Source organism: Bradyrhizobium sp. BWA-3-5, assembly GCF_032917985.1.
GTDB lineage: Bacteria > Pseudomonadota > Alphaproteobacteria > Rhizobiales > Xanthobacteraceae > Bradyrhizobium.
In genome coordinates this window covers 6,255,573-6,274,007 of the sequence record NZ_CP136626.1, presented here as the reverse complement: position 1 = coordinate 6,274,007, position 18,435 = coordinate 6,255,573, and the positions used below count along the sequence as shown (strand labels likewise).

Here is an 18,435-nt window from a genome sequence, read left to right as displayed (position 1 = left end):
GGCAAAAACTCCTTCAAAGGAACGATAGCGCAATGCTCAGCGATTTCCGCAAATCATACACCGCCGGGCGAGGCAGGCGCTATCGGCTACATCACAGAGCCGAGGAGGGGCAACCCAGCTTCGCTGGTGCTTCCTCGGCATTGGGGTCGCCCGGTGCCGTCGCCCAGGCCAGTTCGACCAGCGTTACGATGCGCCGGCCGGCGCCGTCGAGCTGGCAGACGATCAGGCCCTGCTCCTCGATATAGCTCAGAAGACGCCGCGCCCGGCGCAGCGAATGCGAGCCATAGGCGCGGGCAATCGCGGCATCGCCCGGGCAGGGCCAGCCTTCCTTCGCGGCACGCGCGATCATCATGAAGACGCCCTGCATGTCTTCCGGCAGCAGCGAGGCGCGGACCGTCACATCCTGCCAGCGGTCATCCTCTGAAATATCGGATCCGAGCCCGGCGCGGGCGCGTGTCAGCATGCGGCGGAATTCACCGAGATCGGGCACATCAGAGCCGAGGCCCTCAATCCGGCAGCGGACCACGAATTCCTGATAGAGCACGCCGATGGCGCGAAATCCCGCATCGGGCTCCGCCATGATGGCGCGCAGAATGCGGTCCACCCGCTCACGCCGCTCAGCGATCTCCTCGGCGCTGAGCGGCTGCTCCGCAGCTTCAGATCGGATTTCCTGCGCCGCCGTTTTCGCCGCCATCAGCTGATTGAGCAGATCCGGTGGCGGAGTGCGGCGCTGCGGCCGGTTAGTTTCCGGCGGCGGCGCAGCCAGGATGATGGCGCGTGCGTCCGGCGTCGCCTCCGGCAGCGGCATCAGGCGCGGGGTCGCGTTGCGCGGCGCGGTCTCCGTTGCACCGATGCGCAGTTCCAGCGGACGGCGAGAGAGCGCCGGACCGAGCGCCATGAATTGGCCGCGCTGCAGATCGCGGAAGGCTTCCGCCTGTCGCCGCTCCATGCCGAGAAGGTCGGCGGCGCGCGCCATGTCGATGTCCAGGAAGGTCCGGCCCATCAGGAAATTCGACGCCTCGGCCGCGACGTTCTTGGCGAGCTTCGCCAGCCGCTGGGTGGCGATCACGCCGGCAAGGCCGCGTTTGCGGCCGCGGCACATCAGGTTGGTCATGGCGCCGAGCGAGAGCTTGCGCGCCTCATCCGTCACCTCGCCGGCGACCGCCGGCGCGAACAGCTGCGCCTCGTCCACCACAACCAGCATCGGGTACCAATGGTCGCGGGCGACCTCGAACAGTCCGTTGAGGAACGCCGCGGCGCGCCGCATCTGGTTCTCGGCGTCGAGACCCTCGAGATTGAGTACCGTGGAGACGCGATGGATGCGTGCCCGCTCGCCGGCGACCTGCAGGCCCCGCTCGGTATGGTCCTCGGCATCGATCAGGAGGTGGCCGAAGCGGTCGGCTAATGTGACGAAGTCGCCCTCGGGATCGATGATCGTCTGCTGCACCCAGGGCGCGCTCTGTTCCAATAGCCGGCGCAGCAAATGGGATTTTCCGGAACCCGAATTGCCTTGCACTAACAGGCGGGTTGCCAGCAGTTCCTCTAGGTCCAGACCAGCCGGAGCGCCCACATTCGTTTGCCCCATCTCGATCGCAACGGTCATGTCCCGACTCAAAGTCTCCTCAGCGACGCGGGCTTAACAACCTGATTGCACCCCGTCGAGCGCGATGGCCGATCGTTGCCGTGTTCTCCACGGCTGGCCGCATGATCGTGAATATGTTGTGGAATGTGCCGCGCTGCCCGGCTTCGCGAATTGCCAAGTCCTTGAAGATATCTAACGAGCCGCGGCTGCTTTCGGCTTCGGGCCCGACAAATTGGGGCGGTAGCCGGGAATGCGTGAGAGCAGGCGCCTCGGCCCGGTTATCGTCGTCCTCTCTCGCCGAGGGTCAAATGGGTCACCGTCGCGGCGAGATTGATGCCGATCGCGCGCTCGGTGGACAACGGCTGCAGCACGACACTCCGGCGGGATCCGCCGATCAAGACGTTGGCGCCAAAGCCGGGGCCCAGCGCAACGTTGCCGCTGGCCCCCACATAGCTGCCGCGCATGGTGCCGGGGCCAATCCGCGAATTCCTGGCAAAGACGGCCCAGGATAGAACGCCACTTCCGGTGACGCCGAGGTCAAGACCGACACGCCTGATCCGCCCGGCGTAAATGTAGCGGTCCGACGAAGCACGCCGGTAGAATACGCAGCGCAGCGACTGCGTCGATCCAACGAGGAATCCGATCCTCGGGCTGGTGGAACACAGCAGCCGGCCGGCCCTGAACATCTCGCTTTGGGCGGGCGTTGCGAGGACAATTCCGACGGAAACGCACAGGGCGTAAAGCAATCGTCTCGTCTGCATCTTCAGGCCTCGACTTGATCTCCCCTGTTGGCAGGTGCCGCCGTGCGGCCGTAGCCGAGCCAGAAGGTCATGCCGATGCCGACAACGAATACCGCCGCGAGCAGGAAGAAGACCATCGACTGCTTCAGCCAGGACAGCGCCGGAACGGCGGCGCCCATGGTAATGCCGAGGAAGCAGATCTGCAGCGACAACAGGCTAAGGCCCGCAAGGAAGGTGCCGAGCGCCAGCAGTGTCAGAAGCACCAGGCTGGTTGCCGGTGTGGGGAGCAGTTGCTGAACGCCGGAGACCAGCATCATGTTCATTGTGACCAGTACGGCCACCCAATGAAGCGCCTGGGTCCAGATCAACCGGAACTGGGCCTGCTTGTTGTCGAGCTCGGGCCATTTGGTGACGACGCACACCACGGCGATGGCAAGCGCCAGGAACTCCCAGTAACCCACCAGCGGTTGATGCGAGATATTGGTATAGGCGACGCCCGCGACGGCCAGCACGAGGGCGACGGCGAACGGTAACCGCTGCCAGGGGACATTGGTTCTTCCGGAATCCGCGGAAGAAGGAGTGCCCTCGCTCTGCTGTCCGTAAGTCTCGCTCATAGGACATCTACCCGTCGGCTTCGTTTCCTGTGCCGCTTTCGATTCAGTTGGCCGACGTCCGCGCTGCAGGCGCGTGGGTGCGTACCCGCCGGCTGCCGAAATGCGGATGCCGTCCACCGTGGTGGCGCCAATAGCGGTGCTTGTGCGGGTTCACATTTACATTAGGTTTTGCGCTCTTTGGCGCAGCCGCACCCTGGTCCGCCGATTGCGCCAGCGACAGGCCTGACGGCACCGCGATGGCAGCAGCGACGCCGATGATCAGAGCCCCGAATATGAGTCGGACATTCATGCTCACCTCCATGTCGGTTGATCGCCGAAAAGGCCGCGGCTTGCGTACATTTGCTCAGGCGTCTCGCGTATCGTGTATGGCCTGGGCGACTTTCGTCGCCTGCGACACGCGACCGATCTTCGCTCCCGTGACGATCTTTCTTCGCCGCGTGCTTGAGCGCGGCGCCATGCCTTCATTCGGCGTCAATCCGGCGGAGGGGTAGGGAACGAATTTCGCGGCACGACGTAGCGCAAGCGCCTTTCGGGCCGCTTCGACATGGCGGGTCTTGGCCATGAGATTGTTGAGCCGTCTCAGTTCCCTGTTGAGCCGCTTCACGGCCGCGGCAAGAATCTGCTTGCGTTGGGACGGACGCTCGGCATTCCCAGGGAAGTTCGCACCGCGCGCCCCGCCTTTTCCGCGCACCTCTCGCCGCTTCTGCCGGCTCAGCGTCCGCTCCTTGTCGTGCATCTTGCGCAGGCGGGATCGCAGATCCACAAGAGCGGTCGCCTCGGCGTCGTAGATGGCGGGATGATGCGTGAGGCGGACCATCTCATACTCCTCGTGGCTGAGGAGGCTTTGTTCGAACTTGCATGGGACCGACATCTTCTGCTTCTCCATTGAAAATGGTCGAAGCTCGCGTGAGAAAAAATCACCCCCCAGTGTGGCGCCGCTGCTCGTGCCGCCCTGATCGATGACCGACAGATTTTGCTTCGACGCATGACCGGCCGCCGCGCTTACGGATGCGCAAAAGGAAGCTCTTTGGGCCGGCATTGGATCACAGGCTCAATGCATCGGCGTTCTGCGCGAAGCTTCCTGCAGTTCCTGTTCATGGGCAGGTTACTGCTCCAGCCCGGCATTTACAACCTGAGGTTTTTACATCGAATGGGAGCGATCCATGCGGCTGTCCAAGGGGAGTTTGCCGCAGGTGGAGGGGACCATGGAAACGGCGCCAAGCCATTGAAATCGCTGGAGCGCGGCTGGACAATTCGGTCAGATGCGCCTTGAAATTATTGGATACCTAACCAGTTTTGCTATCGGCATTTGGAGCTGCCATCCCGCCGATTTTGCCATTTTCAGCAACCGCCCGTTACACGAGAACAATGCGCCGCCACAATTTCGGTGCTATTGAGATGCTTTCGCTGCTTCGTCGACGGAATGCACCACCATCCTGGTTCCCACGATCCCGTTCTGGTCGCGCTGTCGGTCCTGATCGCCGCGCTTTCCTCCTACACGGCGTTGGATCTTGCGACTCGCATGCGGGCTGCTTCCGGCGCCGTCAGCCTCGGCTGGCTAGTGGCCGCGGCCGTCGCCATGGGCGGCGGCATCTGGTCGATGCATTTCGTCGCCATGCTGGCGTTCAGCCTGCCGGGCGTGGACGTTTCCTACGATCCGCTGCTGACGCTGCTCTCGCTGGCCCTTCCCATTCTGGTCGCGGCGGCGGCGTTCCTCATCGTCAGCCAGCGCTCAAGCACGCTCATTGCTTCCGGGATCGGCATGGGGCTTGCGATCTCAGGCATGCACTATACGGGCATGAGCGCAATGCGGATGGCGGCGTCGATCAAATACGATCCCTTCTGGGTGGTGACGTCCATCGCCATCGCGATCGGCGCTTCGATCGTCGCGCTGCGCCTTGCCTTTCACATGACCAGCGTCCGCGAACGCATATCCGCCGGGGTCGTCATGGGCCTGGCGATATCAGGCATGCACTACGCGGCGATGCAGGGCTCGTCCTTCGTTCTGACCGAAGGCGTTCTTGGCCGGGCCGCCTCCGGCACGGTGGGGCAGGCGCCGCTTGCCTTCCTGATTGCCGGCACCACCATCATGGTGCTCATGATCGGGCTGGTCGCGGCCGTCTATGACCGGGCCTCGGCCGAACGGGTCGGCCGCGAGGCCGAGGCGCTGCGGCGCAGCGAGGAGCGATTCCGCCTGCTGGTCGAGGGCGTGGCCGATCACGCCATCTTCATGCTCGATCCGGAGGGGCGGGTCGCGAACTGGAATCTCGGCGCGAACAGGTTGACCGGCTATGGCGGGGACATCGTCGGGGCGCATTACGCCATCCTGCACACCGACGAAGACCGCGACGCCGGCGTTCCGGACGCGCTGCTTCACGACGCCAGGCGCGACGGCAAGGCGGCGGGCGAGGGCTGGCGCGTTCGCAAGGACGGCAGCCGCTTCTGGGCCGAGGCGACGATTCGCGCGGTACGAAACGAGCCCGGCGAGACCATCGGCTTCGCCAAGATCGTTCGCGACGTGACGGAACGCCGCCTCGCCGAGGAAGCGCTGGAGCGCACGCGCGACGCGCTGGCGATCTCGCAGAAGATGGAGACCGTCGGGCAGCTCACCGGCGGCGTCGCCCACGATTTCAACAACATCCTTGCCGTGATCCTCGGCAGTCTCGAACTGGCGAAGAAGCGCCTGCAGCCGGAGGACCCGAGGATCCACCGGCTGCTCGACAATGCGATCCATGGCGCGCTGCGCGGCGCCTCGCTGACCCAGCGCATGCTCGCGTTTGCGCGCAAGCAGGATCTCAAGCCCGTCATCGTCGACGTCCCGGAGCTGGTCCGCGGCATGTCTGCGCTGCTGAAGTTCGACCCGGCGATCCGTGTCGAGACCCGTTTTCCGATCGAGCTGGCAAAAGTGAAGGTCGATGCCAACCAGCTCGAGCTCGCGATCCTCAACCTCGCCGTCAATGCGCGCGATGCGATGACGGCGAGCGGCGGCACCATCAGCATCGCCGCACGCGAGGAGCAGGCGAGCGACGGCCTGGCCGCGGGACGCTACGTCGCGCTCTCGGTCAGCGATACCGGATGCGGCATGGATACCGAGACGCTGCAGCACGCGCAGGAGCCGTTCTTCACCACCAAGGGCATCGGCAAGGGAACCGGTCTCGGCCTGTCGATGGTGAAGGGGCTGGCAGAACAGTCCGGCGGCGCGCTGCGATTGAAGAGCAAGATCGGCGAGGGGACCACGGCCGAAATCTGGCTGCCCGCCTCCCAGGAGCAGCAGGCGCCGGCGCGCTCCGAGACGGAAACCTCGCGCGCCATGCTGCGCAGCTTTCGCGCCCTTTCCGTGCTGGTGGTCGATGACGACCTGCTTGTTCTCGACAGCGTCGCCGCGATGCTCGACGATCTCGGCCACGCCGTGATCGAGGCGCGCTCCGGCGAGGAAGCCGTCCAATTACTGCGCCGGGCGCCGAAGGTCGACATCGTGGTGACCGACTACGCCATGCCGGGGATGAACGGGCTGCAGCTCGCTGATGCCGTCGCCGCCGAACATCCCGGCACGCCCGTGGTGCTCTGCACGGGGTATGCCGAGCTTCTCGGCACCGCGCAGCCTCATCTGCCGCGCATTTCCAAGCCGTTCGACCAGACGGCGCTGGTTGCGGTGATCGATGAGGTGATGCGCGCGCAGGCCGATACGCGCGCGGTTGTGCCGTTGCGCCCGAAGCGCGCCTGACAGGCGCGCTTCCTCGGCGCCTCGTCACCGCACGACGCGCTCGACTGCGATCGCGGTCGCCTCGCCGCCGCCGATGCAGAGCGCGGCGACGCCGCGTTTCAAGTTACGCGCTTCCAGCCCATGCAGCAGCGTCACGATCAGCCGCGCGCCGGTGGCGCCGATCGGATGGCCGAGCGCGCAGGCGCCGCCATTGATGTTAAGTTTCTCGGGGGGAATGCCGAGGTCCTTCTGCGCCGCCATCGCCACCACGGCGAAGGCTTCGTTGATCTCGAACAGGTCAACGTCGGAGCCGCTCCAGCCGACCTTCTCGAGCAGCTTGCGAATCGCGGGGATCGGCGCGGTGGTGAACCATTGCGGCTCCTGGCTGTGGGTGGCGTGGCCCTTGATCTCGGCGAGCACCGGCAGGCCGTCGCGGTCGGCGAGCGAGCGTTTAGCCAAGACGAGCGCGGCGGCGCCGTCGGCATTGGCGGAGGAGGCGGCCGCCGTGATGGTGCCGTTGGCCCGGAACGCAGGCTTCAGGCCGGGAATCTTGGCAGGGTCCACTTTCAGCGGATGCTCGTCATTGGCGATCACGCGCGGCCCGGCCTTCTCGATCAGCGTGACCGGCGTGATCTCGGCTTTGAACGCGCCGCCCTCGACCGCCTTGCGGGCGCGGGTCAGCGTCTCCATCGCGTAAGCGTCCTGGTCTTTGCGGGTGAACTGGTAGGCTTCCGCAGTGGCCTCGCCGAAATCGCCCATCGAGCGGCCGGTTTCGTAGGCGTCCTCCAACCCGTCCATCATCATGTGGTCGATGATCCGGTCATGGCCGGCGCGGTAGCCGCCGCGCGCTTTGGCCAGCAGATACGGCGCGTTGCTCATGCTCTCCATGCCGCCGGACACCACGATCGAGGCCGAGCCGGCGTGAATGATGTCGTGCGCCAACATGGTCGCCTTCATGCCGGAGCCGCAGACCTTGTTGATCGTCGTGGCGCCGGTGGCGTCAGGCAAGCCGGCGCCGCGCGCGGCCTGCCGCGCCGGGGCCTGGCCCTGGCCGGCCGGCAGCACATTGCCCATGAAAACCTCGTCGACCCGCACGGCATCGAGCTTTGCCCGCTCCAGTGCCGCGCCGATCACATGTGCGCCGAGCCTGTGCGCGCTGAGGGGAGATAGTTCGCCCATGAACCGGCCTAGCGGCGTACGCGCGGCGGAAAGGATGACGACGGGATCGGGGTTTGCGAGCATTGGTGGCTCCTGCGTTTTCGGGTCATTGTATGACGATAATCATATATTGAAGGATTGCAATGCGCCGCCATTGCCTTTGCGCGACAAAGGTCAGGAAGTTTGGTCAGCCAAGTTTCTCGGTAAAGGAGGACGACAATACCGCCGCGCCCGGCCTGGCGGGCCACAATCGGGCAATGCAGGATTAGGACAGGGCTTCCGCCACACTTTTTGTCAGGAACGCGGAGTGTGGCCCTCTTCCGCTCTGTTCGAATACCGCCGCATCAAAAGGATTACTACCAATGAAACGGCACAAATACTGAGCTTGTGTGGACGTCGCCCCCGTCCGAAGCCGCCTTTCACCGAGGGCCCTTTCTGTGGAGCGCTGCCGACCGGGTGCGCGGCGAAAATATTGTTATTGCGGAAGAGATGACTTGATGATGATTGGGACATCGGAGGGCACAAATCCAACGCCCTCGGCGCCGACGCCGCCGCGACCGGCAGCGATCGCGACTTGTGTGCGGTTGGACACACCAAGCTTGCGCATGATTTCCCGGACGTGAACCTTCACGGTTGTTTCCGTCATTCCGAGCTTGCGGCCGATAACCTTGTTGGGATCGCCCTGGCACAGGCAGACGAGAACGGCGTATTGCCGCTCGGTGAATTCGGGAGCGGGGCGGAGCCCGTCGGAGTGATCGCCACCGTGATGGATAGAGGCCTTTCCGTCGAAAAGAGAGCTTTGCTGTTCGTAAAGTATCTCTTCCTGGCCCCTACTTGATGGCTGATCTCGCGGCTCGAGTTCCGGGGATGTCGGCTCATGAATGAAATCAGGGGATCCGGCCGGCCGGCCGGCCATGATCGCGGCAGGTGGAAAATAGGTGCCGCCGTGCAGCACGAAAGAAAGCGCCTGCAACGCAAGGTCGGGGGCCATCGAATTGCTGAAGTAGCCTTGGGCTCCCGAACGGATCGCGGCGATGACCATCGCCGGATTTTCATCGTCGGAGAGGATTGCTAGCGCGGCTTCCCGGCGCAGTGTGTGGAATACCTGCATCTCGGTGAACAGCTCGAGATGAGAGGTCGCCCCGACGCTATAGATCAGCATGTCGCACGGGCTGCGCTCGACCAGCCTGGTATGCGCGTCCCCGGGATCGAGTGAAACCAGCTCGACCTGTTCGTTGCTGGCCCAGGAACTCAAGAAGCTCTCGGTTCGAGCTCGTCGAAATGCCATCGAGTCTACAATAAAAACGGTCTTTTGTGGTGGGACTGACATAACGCGCCCCCGGCTTTTGGCGATGCTATCGATAGTTTCCTTCTGGACCGCGCTGGCTGGTATGAATTAGTTCATGATGCCTCATAATTGTTCAGAAAAAGTTTACACTCGATAGTAGTAGACGCCAAGAAGGCGCCGTGTAACGAGATGTCGTCAAAACATCGCCTTTCAGCCACATTTTGACATCCCCGGATTGGAATTGTAGCATTACGCAACCGCAACTATTTATATCTTTCGATATGTACATCCGCGGCTGCGGTGCGGATTACGATGGTCCCTCGTCGGATGCACGTCGGGACAGATGCGATGTTTGTCAGCAAGTTGCCTCCAAAGCCGGATTTCGACCTGCTGGCTGCCGCTGCGCCGGCTTCCGCAGATCGCCGCACTTTCGTTCTCGCCCTGATAGGCAACCTGATCTGCAGCTGGTCGAACAACGAAAGCCTCTTCATCTACGTCCTTATGATTCTGTTGCGGACAGACGAGGCTTCGGCTGCCGTCGTGTTCGCTACCCTGAACACGACCAGGGCGAGGCTCGATTTGATCCAGCGGCTGGCGAAGATCAAGGTGACCGACAAGGCGCTTGCCCGGAGTCTGGCGGCGCTCGTCGAGCGCTTTTCGGACTCCACCAAGGTTCGCAATGAATTGAATCATTGCATGTTCATCTTCGATTCCAAGGGCGCCATCACCCACACCCAGTCGATGCGATTGATGGAAACAAGGTCGAGCCTGAAGTTCGGCGAGATCAAGCCGCTGGACGAAAGCCGGCTGCAGGAGATGCTGCAGACGACCCGCGAGATGACGAAGATCAATCGCGAGATCTGGGACCTGCTGCCGCGCCTCGAAGCCCATGTCTGCGGCGGAGAGCAGCCGGGCGTGCCGCGCGATGCGGCCTGAAAGAGTGATGGCGACGAACCATCTCGCCGCACTTCGTCTTTGATCCTCCCGATGGCTGATATCGCAAGATACGGCGATCCATCCAATGCATGCATGTTGTTGGCGAAGATGTGTCGGCAAATTGACGGAGCCGGCATCCGCAATAAGGCGAGGTGCCGTCAGTCGGAAGAACCGACGTCAACGAGCACCGCCGCGTATCGCAGACCGCAGACTTAGAAGATCAGCGATCTCGTTCCGTCCGCGATGCTCCAAGCGCAGGAGCATGCCATGAGTAAGCCAAAGCCGAAGTGGGATCCAAAGCACGATCAGGATCAGGACCAGGACCAGAAGCAGGACCAGGCGCAGGCGCAGGCCAATCTTCAGGCTCAGTTGCAGGGGCAAGGTCAGGGCCAAGGCCAGGGTCAGGGCCAGTTGCAGTTCGCCGTTCAGTCGCTGGATTCCAAGAGCGAGAACGACAACAAGAACGATAACAAGAACGGCAACGGCAACCTAAACCTCAATGAGAACAAGAACGAGAACAAGGTCGACAACGACGTCGACAACAAGCTCGACAACAGGGTCGACAACGATATCGACAACAAGATCGAGAATACTGTCGACAACAAGGTCAACGTCGATGTCGATGTGAAGGTCGATCTCGACCTGAAGGCCGATGGCCTGAGCAGCCCGGTCATCGATCTCACCCATTTCACCACGTCCGATTCCGTCGTGATGCCCGACGTGGTGAACCAGACGCTGTACGGGGGCGGCAACCAGTTCAACATCGATCAGGTCAACAACCTGGTCGATAACGACACCAACAACTCCTATGCCGTCTATAACGGCGGCGGCTCGGGCTATCCGGGTTCCGGGTTCGACATGGACGCCAAGATCGAGGGCGGCGAGTCCAAGATCGACGGCGCTCATATGGGCGACGCGGTAGGCGCAAGCGCCGGCATTCATTCCAGTGCCGATGCAATCCTCAACCAGTCCGCTTTCGACCAGAACATCACCCAGGGTGCGAACATCCAGTTCAACAGCATCACCATGCAGGTTGCCGGTCACGACCTGACCGATCACCACGATACACTCTAGTTCCGCGTTCGACCCGCGCGGCTTCTGCCGCGCGGGTCATTTCTTCTCAATGATTTTATTTCAGTCGCCGCAGTTGCCGACAACAAGCTGTCCGCGACCCTGACCGTTCACGGCAACAGGGGAAGATTCCGATGGCGTCAGCAAGCTTTACCGAGATTATTTCCCACTTCGCAGGATATCTGCATATCTTCCAGGACATCGCTCGCGACCGCGTGCAATATGATGACGGTCTCGTGGCCCGTTCTTCCGACGACTACACGACGGCGCCACCGAATTACGATCATCGCTTTGTGCCCGATGATATGGATACTGCAGCGGGTCCGATTCCGGAGCAACTCACGGACGATCCGATACACCTGGTTCGAGACCGTCCACTCAAATTGCTCCATGATGTGCAGGACCACTATCCCGATTTCTTTCCATCCCTGCCGAAACTGAATGTTCCGCTGCCGTTGCCGGCCGGCGGCGGTGGAGGCGGGCATGCCGAACATCATGTCAGGGTGACATACCAGGACGGGGGCGAGGAGACCCAGCTTACGGTTCACCAGTACAATTTCATGCATGATGACGACACCAATCTGCCGACGGGCGCGCTTGCCGTCGCAGAACCCCTGATCATGCAGGTCAACAGCAGTGCGATGGTCATCATTGAGCAACTGGCGGCCAATGCCGATGCGGAGATTCCTGCCAACTGGCAGATGCCGCAGGACGATGCCGGCGCGAAGAATTTTCTGTCCGCTCACGACGCTGCATGGGCCGACCACGGCGGTACGCCGGATCAGCATTCGGTGCCGGTCGGCTACTACGTCGATGGCGAGTTGCAGGACCGCCCGACCGAGCCGACTCCGCCGGCCGAGCGGCCGACGCTGCCGGACACCGGAGAGGGAATCGGCCAGTGGGCGACGTTGGGCAGCAACTTCAGCGTCAATGCGGCGCTGATCGTCGATATCGGCGAGGCCGCCCGCACGATGATCGTCATGGAAGATTACTTCAAGACGAACGCCGTCTTCCAGACCAACACCATCGTCGACCATGACGGCGTCCACGTATCGGGCGGCGAGCAGGCGGCCGCCCCGATCAACGAGGCGGATGTCGTCACGAACATCGCCGATTTTGCCGAGAAGCCCAGCATCTATGCCGGCTACTCCGCCACCTTCGCCGGCCCGAACTGGACCGTCGACGTGGTCGACGGCAATTACTACAGCGTTCATGCGGTGGCGCAGGTCAACTATCTCTCCGACAACGATGTAGCAACGCAGGTCAGCAGCAGCAGCCACTACAACCTCGTCGGCGGTTTCAATGCGCAGGGCAATCTGGCCGAGATTCTCGACGGCAGCGTTGAATACGACCTGATCATCATCAAAGGCAGCTATCACGGCCTCAACGTCATCTTTCAAAACAACATCCTGTTGGACAACGACAAGATCGTGATGGCCGCCGATGGGAGCCATCCGTCTCAATCGGCTATTTCGGGCGGCAACGACCTGTTGAACGACGCGACGATCGCGAATTACGGCGGCGACACCTTCGACGATCTGCCTGCGAATCTCGAACTGATCCAGAGCCTCATTGCCGCCGGCATGACGTCGCTCGATCCCGAGCTGGCCGGTACTGTGATCGGTCATGGCGGACCGCTGAAGGTGCTCTACATCACCGGCGACTATTACGACATCAACGCGATCTGGCAGACCAACATCACCTCCGATGTCGACGTGATGTACCAGCTGCAGAACCAACCGCCGGCCGATCTGATGGCGCTTAATCGGGACGGGCTCGTGACGCAGTCGGTCACGTCAGGTGCCAATGAACTGACCAACGACGCCGCAATCGTCGACGTCAATCCGGACGCGACCTACGTCAAGGGCCAGATCTATACCGACTTCATCCTGGTGCAGACGGAGCTGCTGCCGACGGCGTCCGATAACGCGGTCAACGCCGATGCCAATGCGCTGGTGACCGAACTCATTGCTTTCGTCGATCACCCGGAGGAAGCAGTGAGCGCACCTCCGCCGGCGGTCGCCAACCAGATGCAGATCGATCCGATGGCGAGCGTGCTGCACTAGCGGCAGGGTCAGTTGCTTTGCTTACTGTAATTGCAGGAGAGTACTCAAATGTGGGGCTGGGATAACCGTCCGGGCGCCAATGGTTGGCGCCTCATTCAGCATGACGAAGCAACGGCAAGCTCGGCCAAGATCATTCCGCTTCGTCCGTGGTTTGATCAGGCGCATCCCCGCCATGACGATTCGCCCGTCAAGTTTGCCGGCGAGAAGGTCGGATCGGCCGAAGCCAAAACCACCGTCAACACGACCGGACCTTCGTCGGTCGAGCGGTTTCCGCGAAAGGACGACGGAACACAGACCAGGCCGGAGGCCAGGGTGGAAGCGAAGCCGGAAGCCAAGCCCGAGGTCAAGCCGGAAGCCAGGGTGGACGGAAAGACAGAGGCCAAAACGCCGCCGGGATCGACCGTCGTGATCGAGCAGGCCACGCCAGCGCCCCCTCTGCGCACCGGAGGCGACAAGGACGGTGGCGGATCCGCCGGTGGCGGCGGTGGAGGTGGCGGGCGTGGTGGCGGCAACTCGCCGCCGCTGCATAGACGCTTCAGCGACAACGAGTTCAGGGACGTGCTCGGCGGCGGCCTGGCGAATGCCCGCCGCAACCTGGTGACCGTGGGTGTGTTCTCGGTCGCGGTCAATCTTCTGGTGCTCGCCATCCCGATTTATCTGTTCAACATGTCCGATCGCGTGCTGACCAGCCGCAGCACGGACACGCTTGTGATGCTGACGATCATCGTGATCGTCGCGATCGCGGCGCATGTGCTGATGGATATGATGCGCCGCTTCATCCTGATGCGGGTTGCCGTGGAGGCCGAGGCACGGCTGGGCGGACCGGTCCTGAGCGCCGCCGCCAAGGCCGCGCAAGGCGGCTCCAGCCGCGAGTTTCAGACATTGGCCGACTTGCAGCATCTGCGCGCGTTCATTACCGGGCCGGTGCTGCTCACAATGTTCGATACGCCGGTGGCACCGGTCTATTTCGTCGTCGTGTTTCTGATCCACCCCCATCTCGGGCTCGTCGTGCTCGGATCGGGCGTCGCGCTCATTGCCGTGGCGCTGTTGAATCAGCGCGTCACCGCGGCGCCGTTCAACCAGGCCAACAATTATGGCGCGCGGGCAAACCTGCAGGCGGAATCGATGGCCCGCAATGCGCAAGTGATCAACGCGATGGGCATGATTCCGGAAGGCGTCCTGGTATGGGGCCGTGAAACCGTGGAGTCGCTGAAGGCGCAGGTGACGGCGCAGGACCGCAACATCCTGATGACCGGGGTCTCGAAATTCCTGCGGTTGTGCACCCAGATCGCCATCCTCGGCTGGGGTGCGTGGCTCGCGCTGGAAGGCCAGGTGACCAGTGGCATGGTCATCGCCGCATCGATCGTCGGGAGCCGCGCGCTGGCCCCTCTGGAAGGAACCATCGAAGGCTGGCGCAACTTCGTACAGGCGCGTTCGGCCTATGCGCGGATCAAGGCGTTGCTGCTGAATTCACCGCTGAACCTGGAGCGGCTGCGGCTGCCGCGCCCCGCCGGCTATCTCAATGTCGAGCGCATCCTCTATGTACCGCCGCCGAACAAGAAAGTGATCCTGAACGGCATCAGCTTTCAACTGCAGCCCGGCGAATCGCTCGCCATTGTCGGCGACTCCGGCACCGGAAAGACCATGCTGGCGCGCATGCTGGTGGGCTCCATCATCCCGACCGCGGGCAGCGTCAGGCTCGACATGATGGATCTGCGCAATTGGGATCCGCGCCAGTTCGGCGAGAGCGTCGGCTATCTGCCGCAGGACGTGCAACTGTTCCCGGCCACCATCAAGGCCAACATCGGCAGGATGCGCGACGACGCCCGCGATGAAGATGTGTTTGATGCAGCGGAGGTCGCCGACGTGCATGAGATGATCTCGAGCTTCGCCCAGGGCTATGAGACCATTGTCGGCATGGACGGCGGTCCGCTCTCGGGTGGCCAGCGCCAGCGCATTGGCCTGGCGCGGGCCTTTTTCGGCAATCCCCGCCTGCTTGTGCTCGACGAGCCCAACTCCAATCTCGACGCCAATGGCGAACGGGCGCTCGCCAAGGCGCTGGTGCGCGCCAAGGAAAAGCAAATCACGGTGGTGACGATCACCCAGCGCGCCGCGCTGCTGATGAGCGTCGACAAGATCATGATCCTGCATCAGGGGTCGGTGCAGGCTTTCGGTGTGCGCGACGAGATCATTCCGATGATCACCGGACGCAAGCCGAACAACATTCCGACCGGACCGGGCGGGCCGTCTTTGAATTGACGGGTGCCGGCCGGTTTTGACAGCAACGAGGTTGCGCGATGGCGAAGAGGAAAATTGCGAACCGCTCCGCGGATTCCGAGGGCACCTGGTACGATTCGCTGCCGCGATCGACCAGGTTGCCGACAGTCGCAGGCGCGCTGATCATGGCCGTCGTGCTGATGGGATTCGGCGTCTGGGGCAACCTGGCGCCGATCGCCGGAGCCGTGGTCGCCTCGGGCGTGTTCGTCGTGACCGGACAGAACAAGATCATCCAGCATCTCGAAGGCGGCATGATCCGCGAGATCTATGTGCGCGAGGGCGACACGGTGGAAGCCGGGCAGATGTTGCTCGAGCTGGACGATACGGCGGCGCGCGCCGAATTGCAGCGGCTGTTTTTGCGGCGCATCCGCCTGACCGCCATCGATGCAAGGCTGCAGGCCGAGACAAAGGAGGAGCAGGACATCACGCTGCCGTCCGAGGTCGTCCAGTGGCTGGCCACTTCGCCCGAGGTCAAGGAGATCGTGGAGAGCCAGCAGATGACGTTCGCGGCGCGCCGCAACAACCTCAACAGCGACATCAAGAGCATCGATGAGAGCATCAAGGCGCTGGAGGAGCGGATCCGGGGGTCCCGGGTGCAGCTCGAAGCGGTCCACCGCCAGATCGTCCTGCTCGACGAGGAAATCGTGACCAAGGACAAGCTGGTCCAGCAGGGTCTGGTGCGCAAACCCGAATTGATGGTGTTGCAGCGTACCAAGGCCAACCTGGAAGGCGAGGTCGGCCGCATCATGGGCGACATCGGCGACGCCAAGGAGCGGATCGCCCGTGCGCTCGAACAGATCAACGGCGTACGCAAGACCGCCATCAAGACCGCGGTCGAGCAGATGCACGAGATCCGCGGCGAGCTGGCCGACGTGCGCGAGCGGATGCTGAGCGCGAAGGGCGTGCTCGACCGGGTGCGTGTTACGGCGCCGGTGAGCGGGGTGGTGGTGAAGCTCCGCTATCATACCAAGGGCGGCGTGGTCGAGCCGGGCAAGAATATCATGGAGCTGCTGCCGTTGAAGGACGAGCTGATCATCGAGGCGCGGCTACGGCCGCAGGATATCGATAACGTCAAGCACGGTCAGACGGCGATGGTGCGGCTGACGGCGTTGAACCAGCGTATCACTCCGATGGTGTCCGGCGACGTCATCTATTTGTCGGCCGATACGCTTGCTGATGAGAAGAAGTCCCAGCAGGTCGGACCGACCGACATCTATATCGTGCGCGTCAAGCTCAACAGCGAGGAGAGCAGGAGCGTTCCAAATTTCAGCCCGACGCCGGGCATGCCCGCGGAAGTCTATATCAAGACGGCGGAACGGACCTTCTTCCAATACCTCGTCAGGCCGATCCACGACAGCATGATGCGCGCATTCAGGGAGCGTTAGACAATCAGTCGACGCGTCGTATTGGAGAGGTGTCCGCCGTGCATATCGATATCATCGAAACCATGCCGCAGCTATCCAGGCTCGAGGAAAACTGGAACGCGGTCTACGACGCGGACGACGAGGCGCAGGTCTACCTGTCATGGCAGTGGCTGAGCGGCTGGCTGTCCTGCATCCCGGGGCCCTGGTTCATCCTGGCGGCAAAGGAGCGCGACGCCGCCGACCTGCCTTACGCCGGATTCCTTCCTTTGCGCCTGCAAACCACGATCGAGAAGGCGGACGTGTTCGGCGACATCAGGATGGCGGGCAATTTCGCCGCCGACTATACCGGTCTCGTCTGCCGCACCGAAGCGGAGAACCGGGTCATTCCGGCGTTTGCCCGCACCATCAAGCAGATGAGCTGGACGCGTTTGCATCTCGACAATATCAGGATGTCCGAGCGGCGCTGGCGGCTGCTGACGGCATGCTTTCCGAAGGCGGGCTTCCACGCCACGAACGTCGACAAGGTCAACTTCGAGAAGATCGACAACAGCCTTTGTCCCTACGCACCGCTGCCGGATGACTGGAACAGCTTCCTCGATCAGCTGAGCGCCAATACGCGGCAGAAGATCCGGCGGCTTTTGAAGCAGGTCGAAGCGTCGAGCGAGTACCGGATAACCGTGGCCACGCCTGAGACGTTCGAGCGGGACCTCAAGACCCTGCTTGGCTTCTGGGATACAAAGTGGCGTGCGCGGAAGGCGGACCGGATCGACGGCCTGATCCGCACCAACAGCGCGATGCTGACGCGCAGCTTCCAGTCCGGCCTGGTGTACCTGCCGACCTTCTGGCACGGCGAGCGGCCTGTCGCGGCGCTGGCCACGCTGATGGAGCCGCGCAAGCGGACGTTCTCGTTCTACATGACTGGACGCGACGAAACGTTCGTGGGGCCGCCGGCCGGCATGCTCCTGCACGCCTACAGTATTCGTCACGCCATCGAGCGTGGCTTTGTCGAATATGACTTCCTGCGCGGCAACGAGCCCTACAAATATTCGTTCGGCTGCAAGGAGCGGAAGATCTACTCCATCGTTCTGGAGACCCGCAGCGGCAGAAATCTCGGCGGCCGGATCGACCCCCGCTGCATCCCCGATCTGCTCGAGCAGGCGACCGAGCTTCACCGCAAGGGAAAAGCCGGCGATGCTGAGGCCGGCTACCGGCGGATTCTGGAGGTCCGGCCGAAGCACGCCGACGCGCTGCACCGGCTCGGCCAGTTGCTGGCAGCGAAACCTGATCTGGCCGGCGCGAAGCGGGCGTTCCGCGCCTTGACGACGGTCCGACCCGACGCTGCCAAGGCATGGCAGTGCCTCGGCCAGGTCTGCGAACGCCTCGATCAGCATGAGGAGGCGCTGCGTCACTATATCGAGTTCGTGCGGCTCCAGACGGATTCGCCGGATGCGTTCGTCGCGGTGGCCCAATGCATGGTGAAGCTCGGGCGGATGGCGGAAATCAATGCCGCACTTCTGGCCGCCATCGAGCCGGCGAACGGCGCATCGGTGAGGAAGTGGCGCGATTGGCGGAGCGTGCCGGACCGGCAAGCCACCCGCGGACAGGCCATTTCAGCGTAGGCTCGTTGTTGGCATTA

General features: G+C 62.8%; 14 protein-coding genes. 7 read left to right on the top strand and 7 right to left on the bottom strand.

All coding sequences use genetic code 11. The features are described 5' to 3' along the window. Positions 1-91: 91 nt before the first annotated feature. From RX331_RS30105 to RX331_RS30085, 5 genes are all read right to left on the bottom strand, one after another. Positions 92-1,603 carry an ATP-binding protein gene (locus tag RX331_RS30105; protein WP_317253231.1) on the bottom strand — a complete coding sequence of 504 codons (1,512 nt, stop codon included), beginning with the start codon at positions 1,601-1,603 and terminating at the stop codon, positions 92-94. A 257-nt stretch (positions 1,604-1,860) separates the two neighbouring features. After that, positions 1,861-2,343, bottom strand: a complete 483-nt coding sequence (locus RX331_RS30100) for a DUF992 domain-containing protein (RefSeq protein WP_317253230.1) — start codon at positions 2,341-2,343, stop codon at positions 1,861-1,863. Positions 2,344-2,345: 2 nt separating this feature from the next. Next, positions 2,346-2,936: a hypothetical protein gene (locus tag RX331_RS30095; RefSeq protein ID WP_317253229.1), complete on the bottom strand. Its 591-nt coding sequence runs from the start codon at positions 2,934-2,936 to the stop codon at positions 2,346-2,348. 43 nt (positions 2,937-2,979) lie between these two features. Then, positions 2,980-3,225, bottom strand: coding sequence for a hypothetical protein (locus tag RX331_RS30090; protein WP_317253228.1), 246 nt, complete (start codon positions 3,223-3,225; stop codon positions 2,980-2,982). 54 nt (positions 3,226-3,279) lie between these two features. Next, positions 3,280-3,807, bottom strand: coding sequence for a hypothetical protein (locus RX331_RS30085; protein WP_317253227.1), 528 nt, complete (start codon positions 3,805-3,807; stop codon positions 3,280-3,282). Between the two features lie 552 nt (positions 3,808-4,359). Between RX331_RS30085 and RX331_RS30080 the strand changes: the two genes are divergently transcribed. Beyond that, positions 4,360-6,660, top strand: a complete 2,301-nt coding sequence (locus RX331_RS30080; RefSeq protein WP_317253226.1) for an MHYT domain-containing protein — start codon at positions 4,360-4,362, stop codon at positions 6,658-6,660. A gap of 24 nt (positions 6,661-6,684) precedes the next feature. On the opposite strand, the gene RX331_RS30075 is transcribed toward RX331_RS30080, so the two are convergent. Continuing rightward, the gene (locus tag RX331_RS30075) at positions 6,685-7,881 is read right to left on the bottom strand and encodes an acetyl-CoA C-acyltransferase (protein ID WP_317253225.1); all 1,197 of its coding nucleotides are present in this window, start codon (positions 7,879-7,881) and stop codon (positions 6,685-6,687) included. A 391-nt stretch (positions 7,882-8,272) separates the two neighbouring features. Then, the gene (locus tag RX331_RS30070) at positions 8,273-9,052 is read right to left on the bottom strand and encodes a response regulator transcription factor (RefSeq protein ID WP_317253224.1); all 780 of its coding nucleotides are present in this window, start codon (positions 9,050-9,052) and stop codon (positions 8,273-8,275) included. A gap of 381 nt (positions 9,053-9,433) precedes the next feature. Here RX331_RS30070 and RX331_RS30065 point away from each other — a divergent pair, with 381 nt between their 5' ends. The 6 genes from RX331_RS30065 to RX331_RS30040 all read left to right on the top strand — a co-directional run bounded on the left by RX331_RS30065 (position 9,434) and on the right by RX331_RS30040 (position 18,418). After that, positions 9,434-10,021 (top strand): hypothetical protein, encoded by a 588-nt coding sequence (locus tag RX331_RS30065; RefSeq protein ID WP_317253223.1) that lies wholly within the window; start codon positions 9,434-9,436, stop codon positions 10,019-10,021. 267 nt (positions 10,022-10,288) lie between these two features. Further along, positions 10,289-11,095 carry a hypothetical protein gene (locus RX331_RS30060; protein WP_317253222.1) on the top strand — a complete coding sequence of 269 codons (807 nt, stop codon included), beginning with the start codon at positions 10,289-10,291 and terminating at the stop codon, positions 11,093-11,095. Positions 11,096-11,226: 131 nt separating this feature from the next. After that, the gene (locus RX331_RS30055; RefSeq protein ID WP_317253221.1) at positions 11,227-13,158 is read left to right on the top strand and encodes a hypothetical protein; all 1,932 of its coding nucleotides are present in this window, start codon (positions 11,227-11,229) and stop codon (positions 13,156-13,158) included. Between the two features lie 48 nt (positions 13,159-13,206). Then, on the top strand, positions 13,207-15,417 hold the full coding sequence (locus RX331_RS30050; protein WP_317253220.1) for a type I secretion system permease/ATPase: 2,211 nt from the start codon (positions 13,207-13,209) through the stop codon (positions 15,415-15,417). Positions 15,418-15,455: 38 nt separating this feature from the next. Continuing rightward, positions 15,456-16,820: an HlyD family type I secretion periplasmic adaptor subunit gene (locus RX331_RS30045; protein WP_317253219.1), complete on the top strand. Its 1,365-nt coding sequence runs from the start codon at positions 15,456-15,458 to the stop codon at positions 16,818-16,820. Positions 16,821-16,858: 38 nt separating this feature from the next. Then, positions 16,859-18,418, top strand: coding sequence for a GNAT family N-acetyltransferase (locus RX331_RS30040; RefSeq protein WP_317253218.1), 1,560 nt, complete (start codon positions 16,859-16,861; stop codon positions 18,416-18,418). Positions 18,419-18,435: the final 17 nt, after the last annotated feature.

Excerpts from the sequence above, each read along its gene's own strand:
- RX331_RS30105 (WP_317253231.1), bottom strand. The coding sequence starts at position 1,603 with ATGACCGTTGCGATCGAGATGGGGCAAACGAATGTGGGCGCTCCGGCT.
- RX331_RS30100 (WP_317253230.1), bottom strand. The coding sequence starts at position 2,343 with ATGCAGACGAGACGATTGCTTTACGCCCTGTGCGTTTCCGTCGGAATT.
- RX331_RS30095 (WP_317253229.1), bottom strand. The coding sequence starts at position 2,936 with ATGAGCGAGACTTACGGACAGCAGAGCGAGGGCACTCCTTCTTCCGCG.
- RX331_RS30090 (WP_317253228.1), bottom strand. The coding sequence starts at position 3,225 with ATGAATGTCCGACTCATATTCGGGGCTCTGATCATCGGCGTCGCTGCT.
- RX331_RS30085 (WP_317253227.1), bottom strand. The coding sequence starts at position 3,807 with ATGTCGGTCCCATGCAAGTTCGAACAAAGCCTCCTCAGCCACGAGGAG.
- RX331_RS30080 (WP_317253226.1), top strand. The coding sequence starts at position 4,360 with ATGCACCACCATCCTGGTTCCCACGATCCCGTTCTGGTCGCGCTGTCG.
- RX331_RS30075 (WP_317253225.1), bottom strand. The coding sequence starts at position 7,881 with ATGCTCGCAAACCCCGATCCCGTCGTCATCCTTTCCGCCGCGCGTACG.
- RX331_RS30065 (WP_317253223.1), top strand. The coding sequence starts at position 9,434 with ATGTTTGTCAGCAAGTTGCCTCCAAAGCCGGATTTCGACCTGCTGGCT.
- RX331_RS30060 (WP_317253222.1), top strand. The coding sequence starts at position 10,289 with ATGAGTAAGCCAAAGCCGAAGTGGGATCCAAAGCACGATCAGGATCAG.
- RX331_RS30055 (WP_317253221.1), top strand. The coding sequence starts at position 11,227 with ATGGCGTCAGCAAGCTTTACCGAGATTATTTCCCACTTCGCAGGATAT.
- RX331_RS30050 (WP_317253220.1), top strand. The coding sequence starts at position 13,207 with ATGTGGGGCTGGGATAACCGTCCGGGCGCCAATGGTTGGCGCCTCATT.
- RX331_RS30045 (WP_317253219.1), top strand. The coding sequence starts at position 15,456 with ATGGCGAAGAGGAAAATTGCGAACCGCTCCGCGGATTCCGAGGGCACC.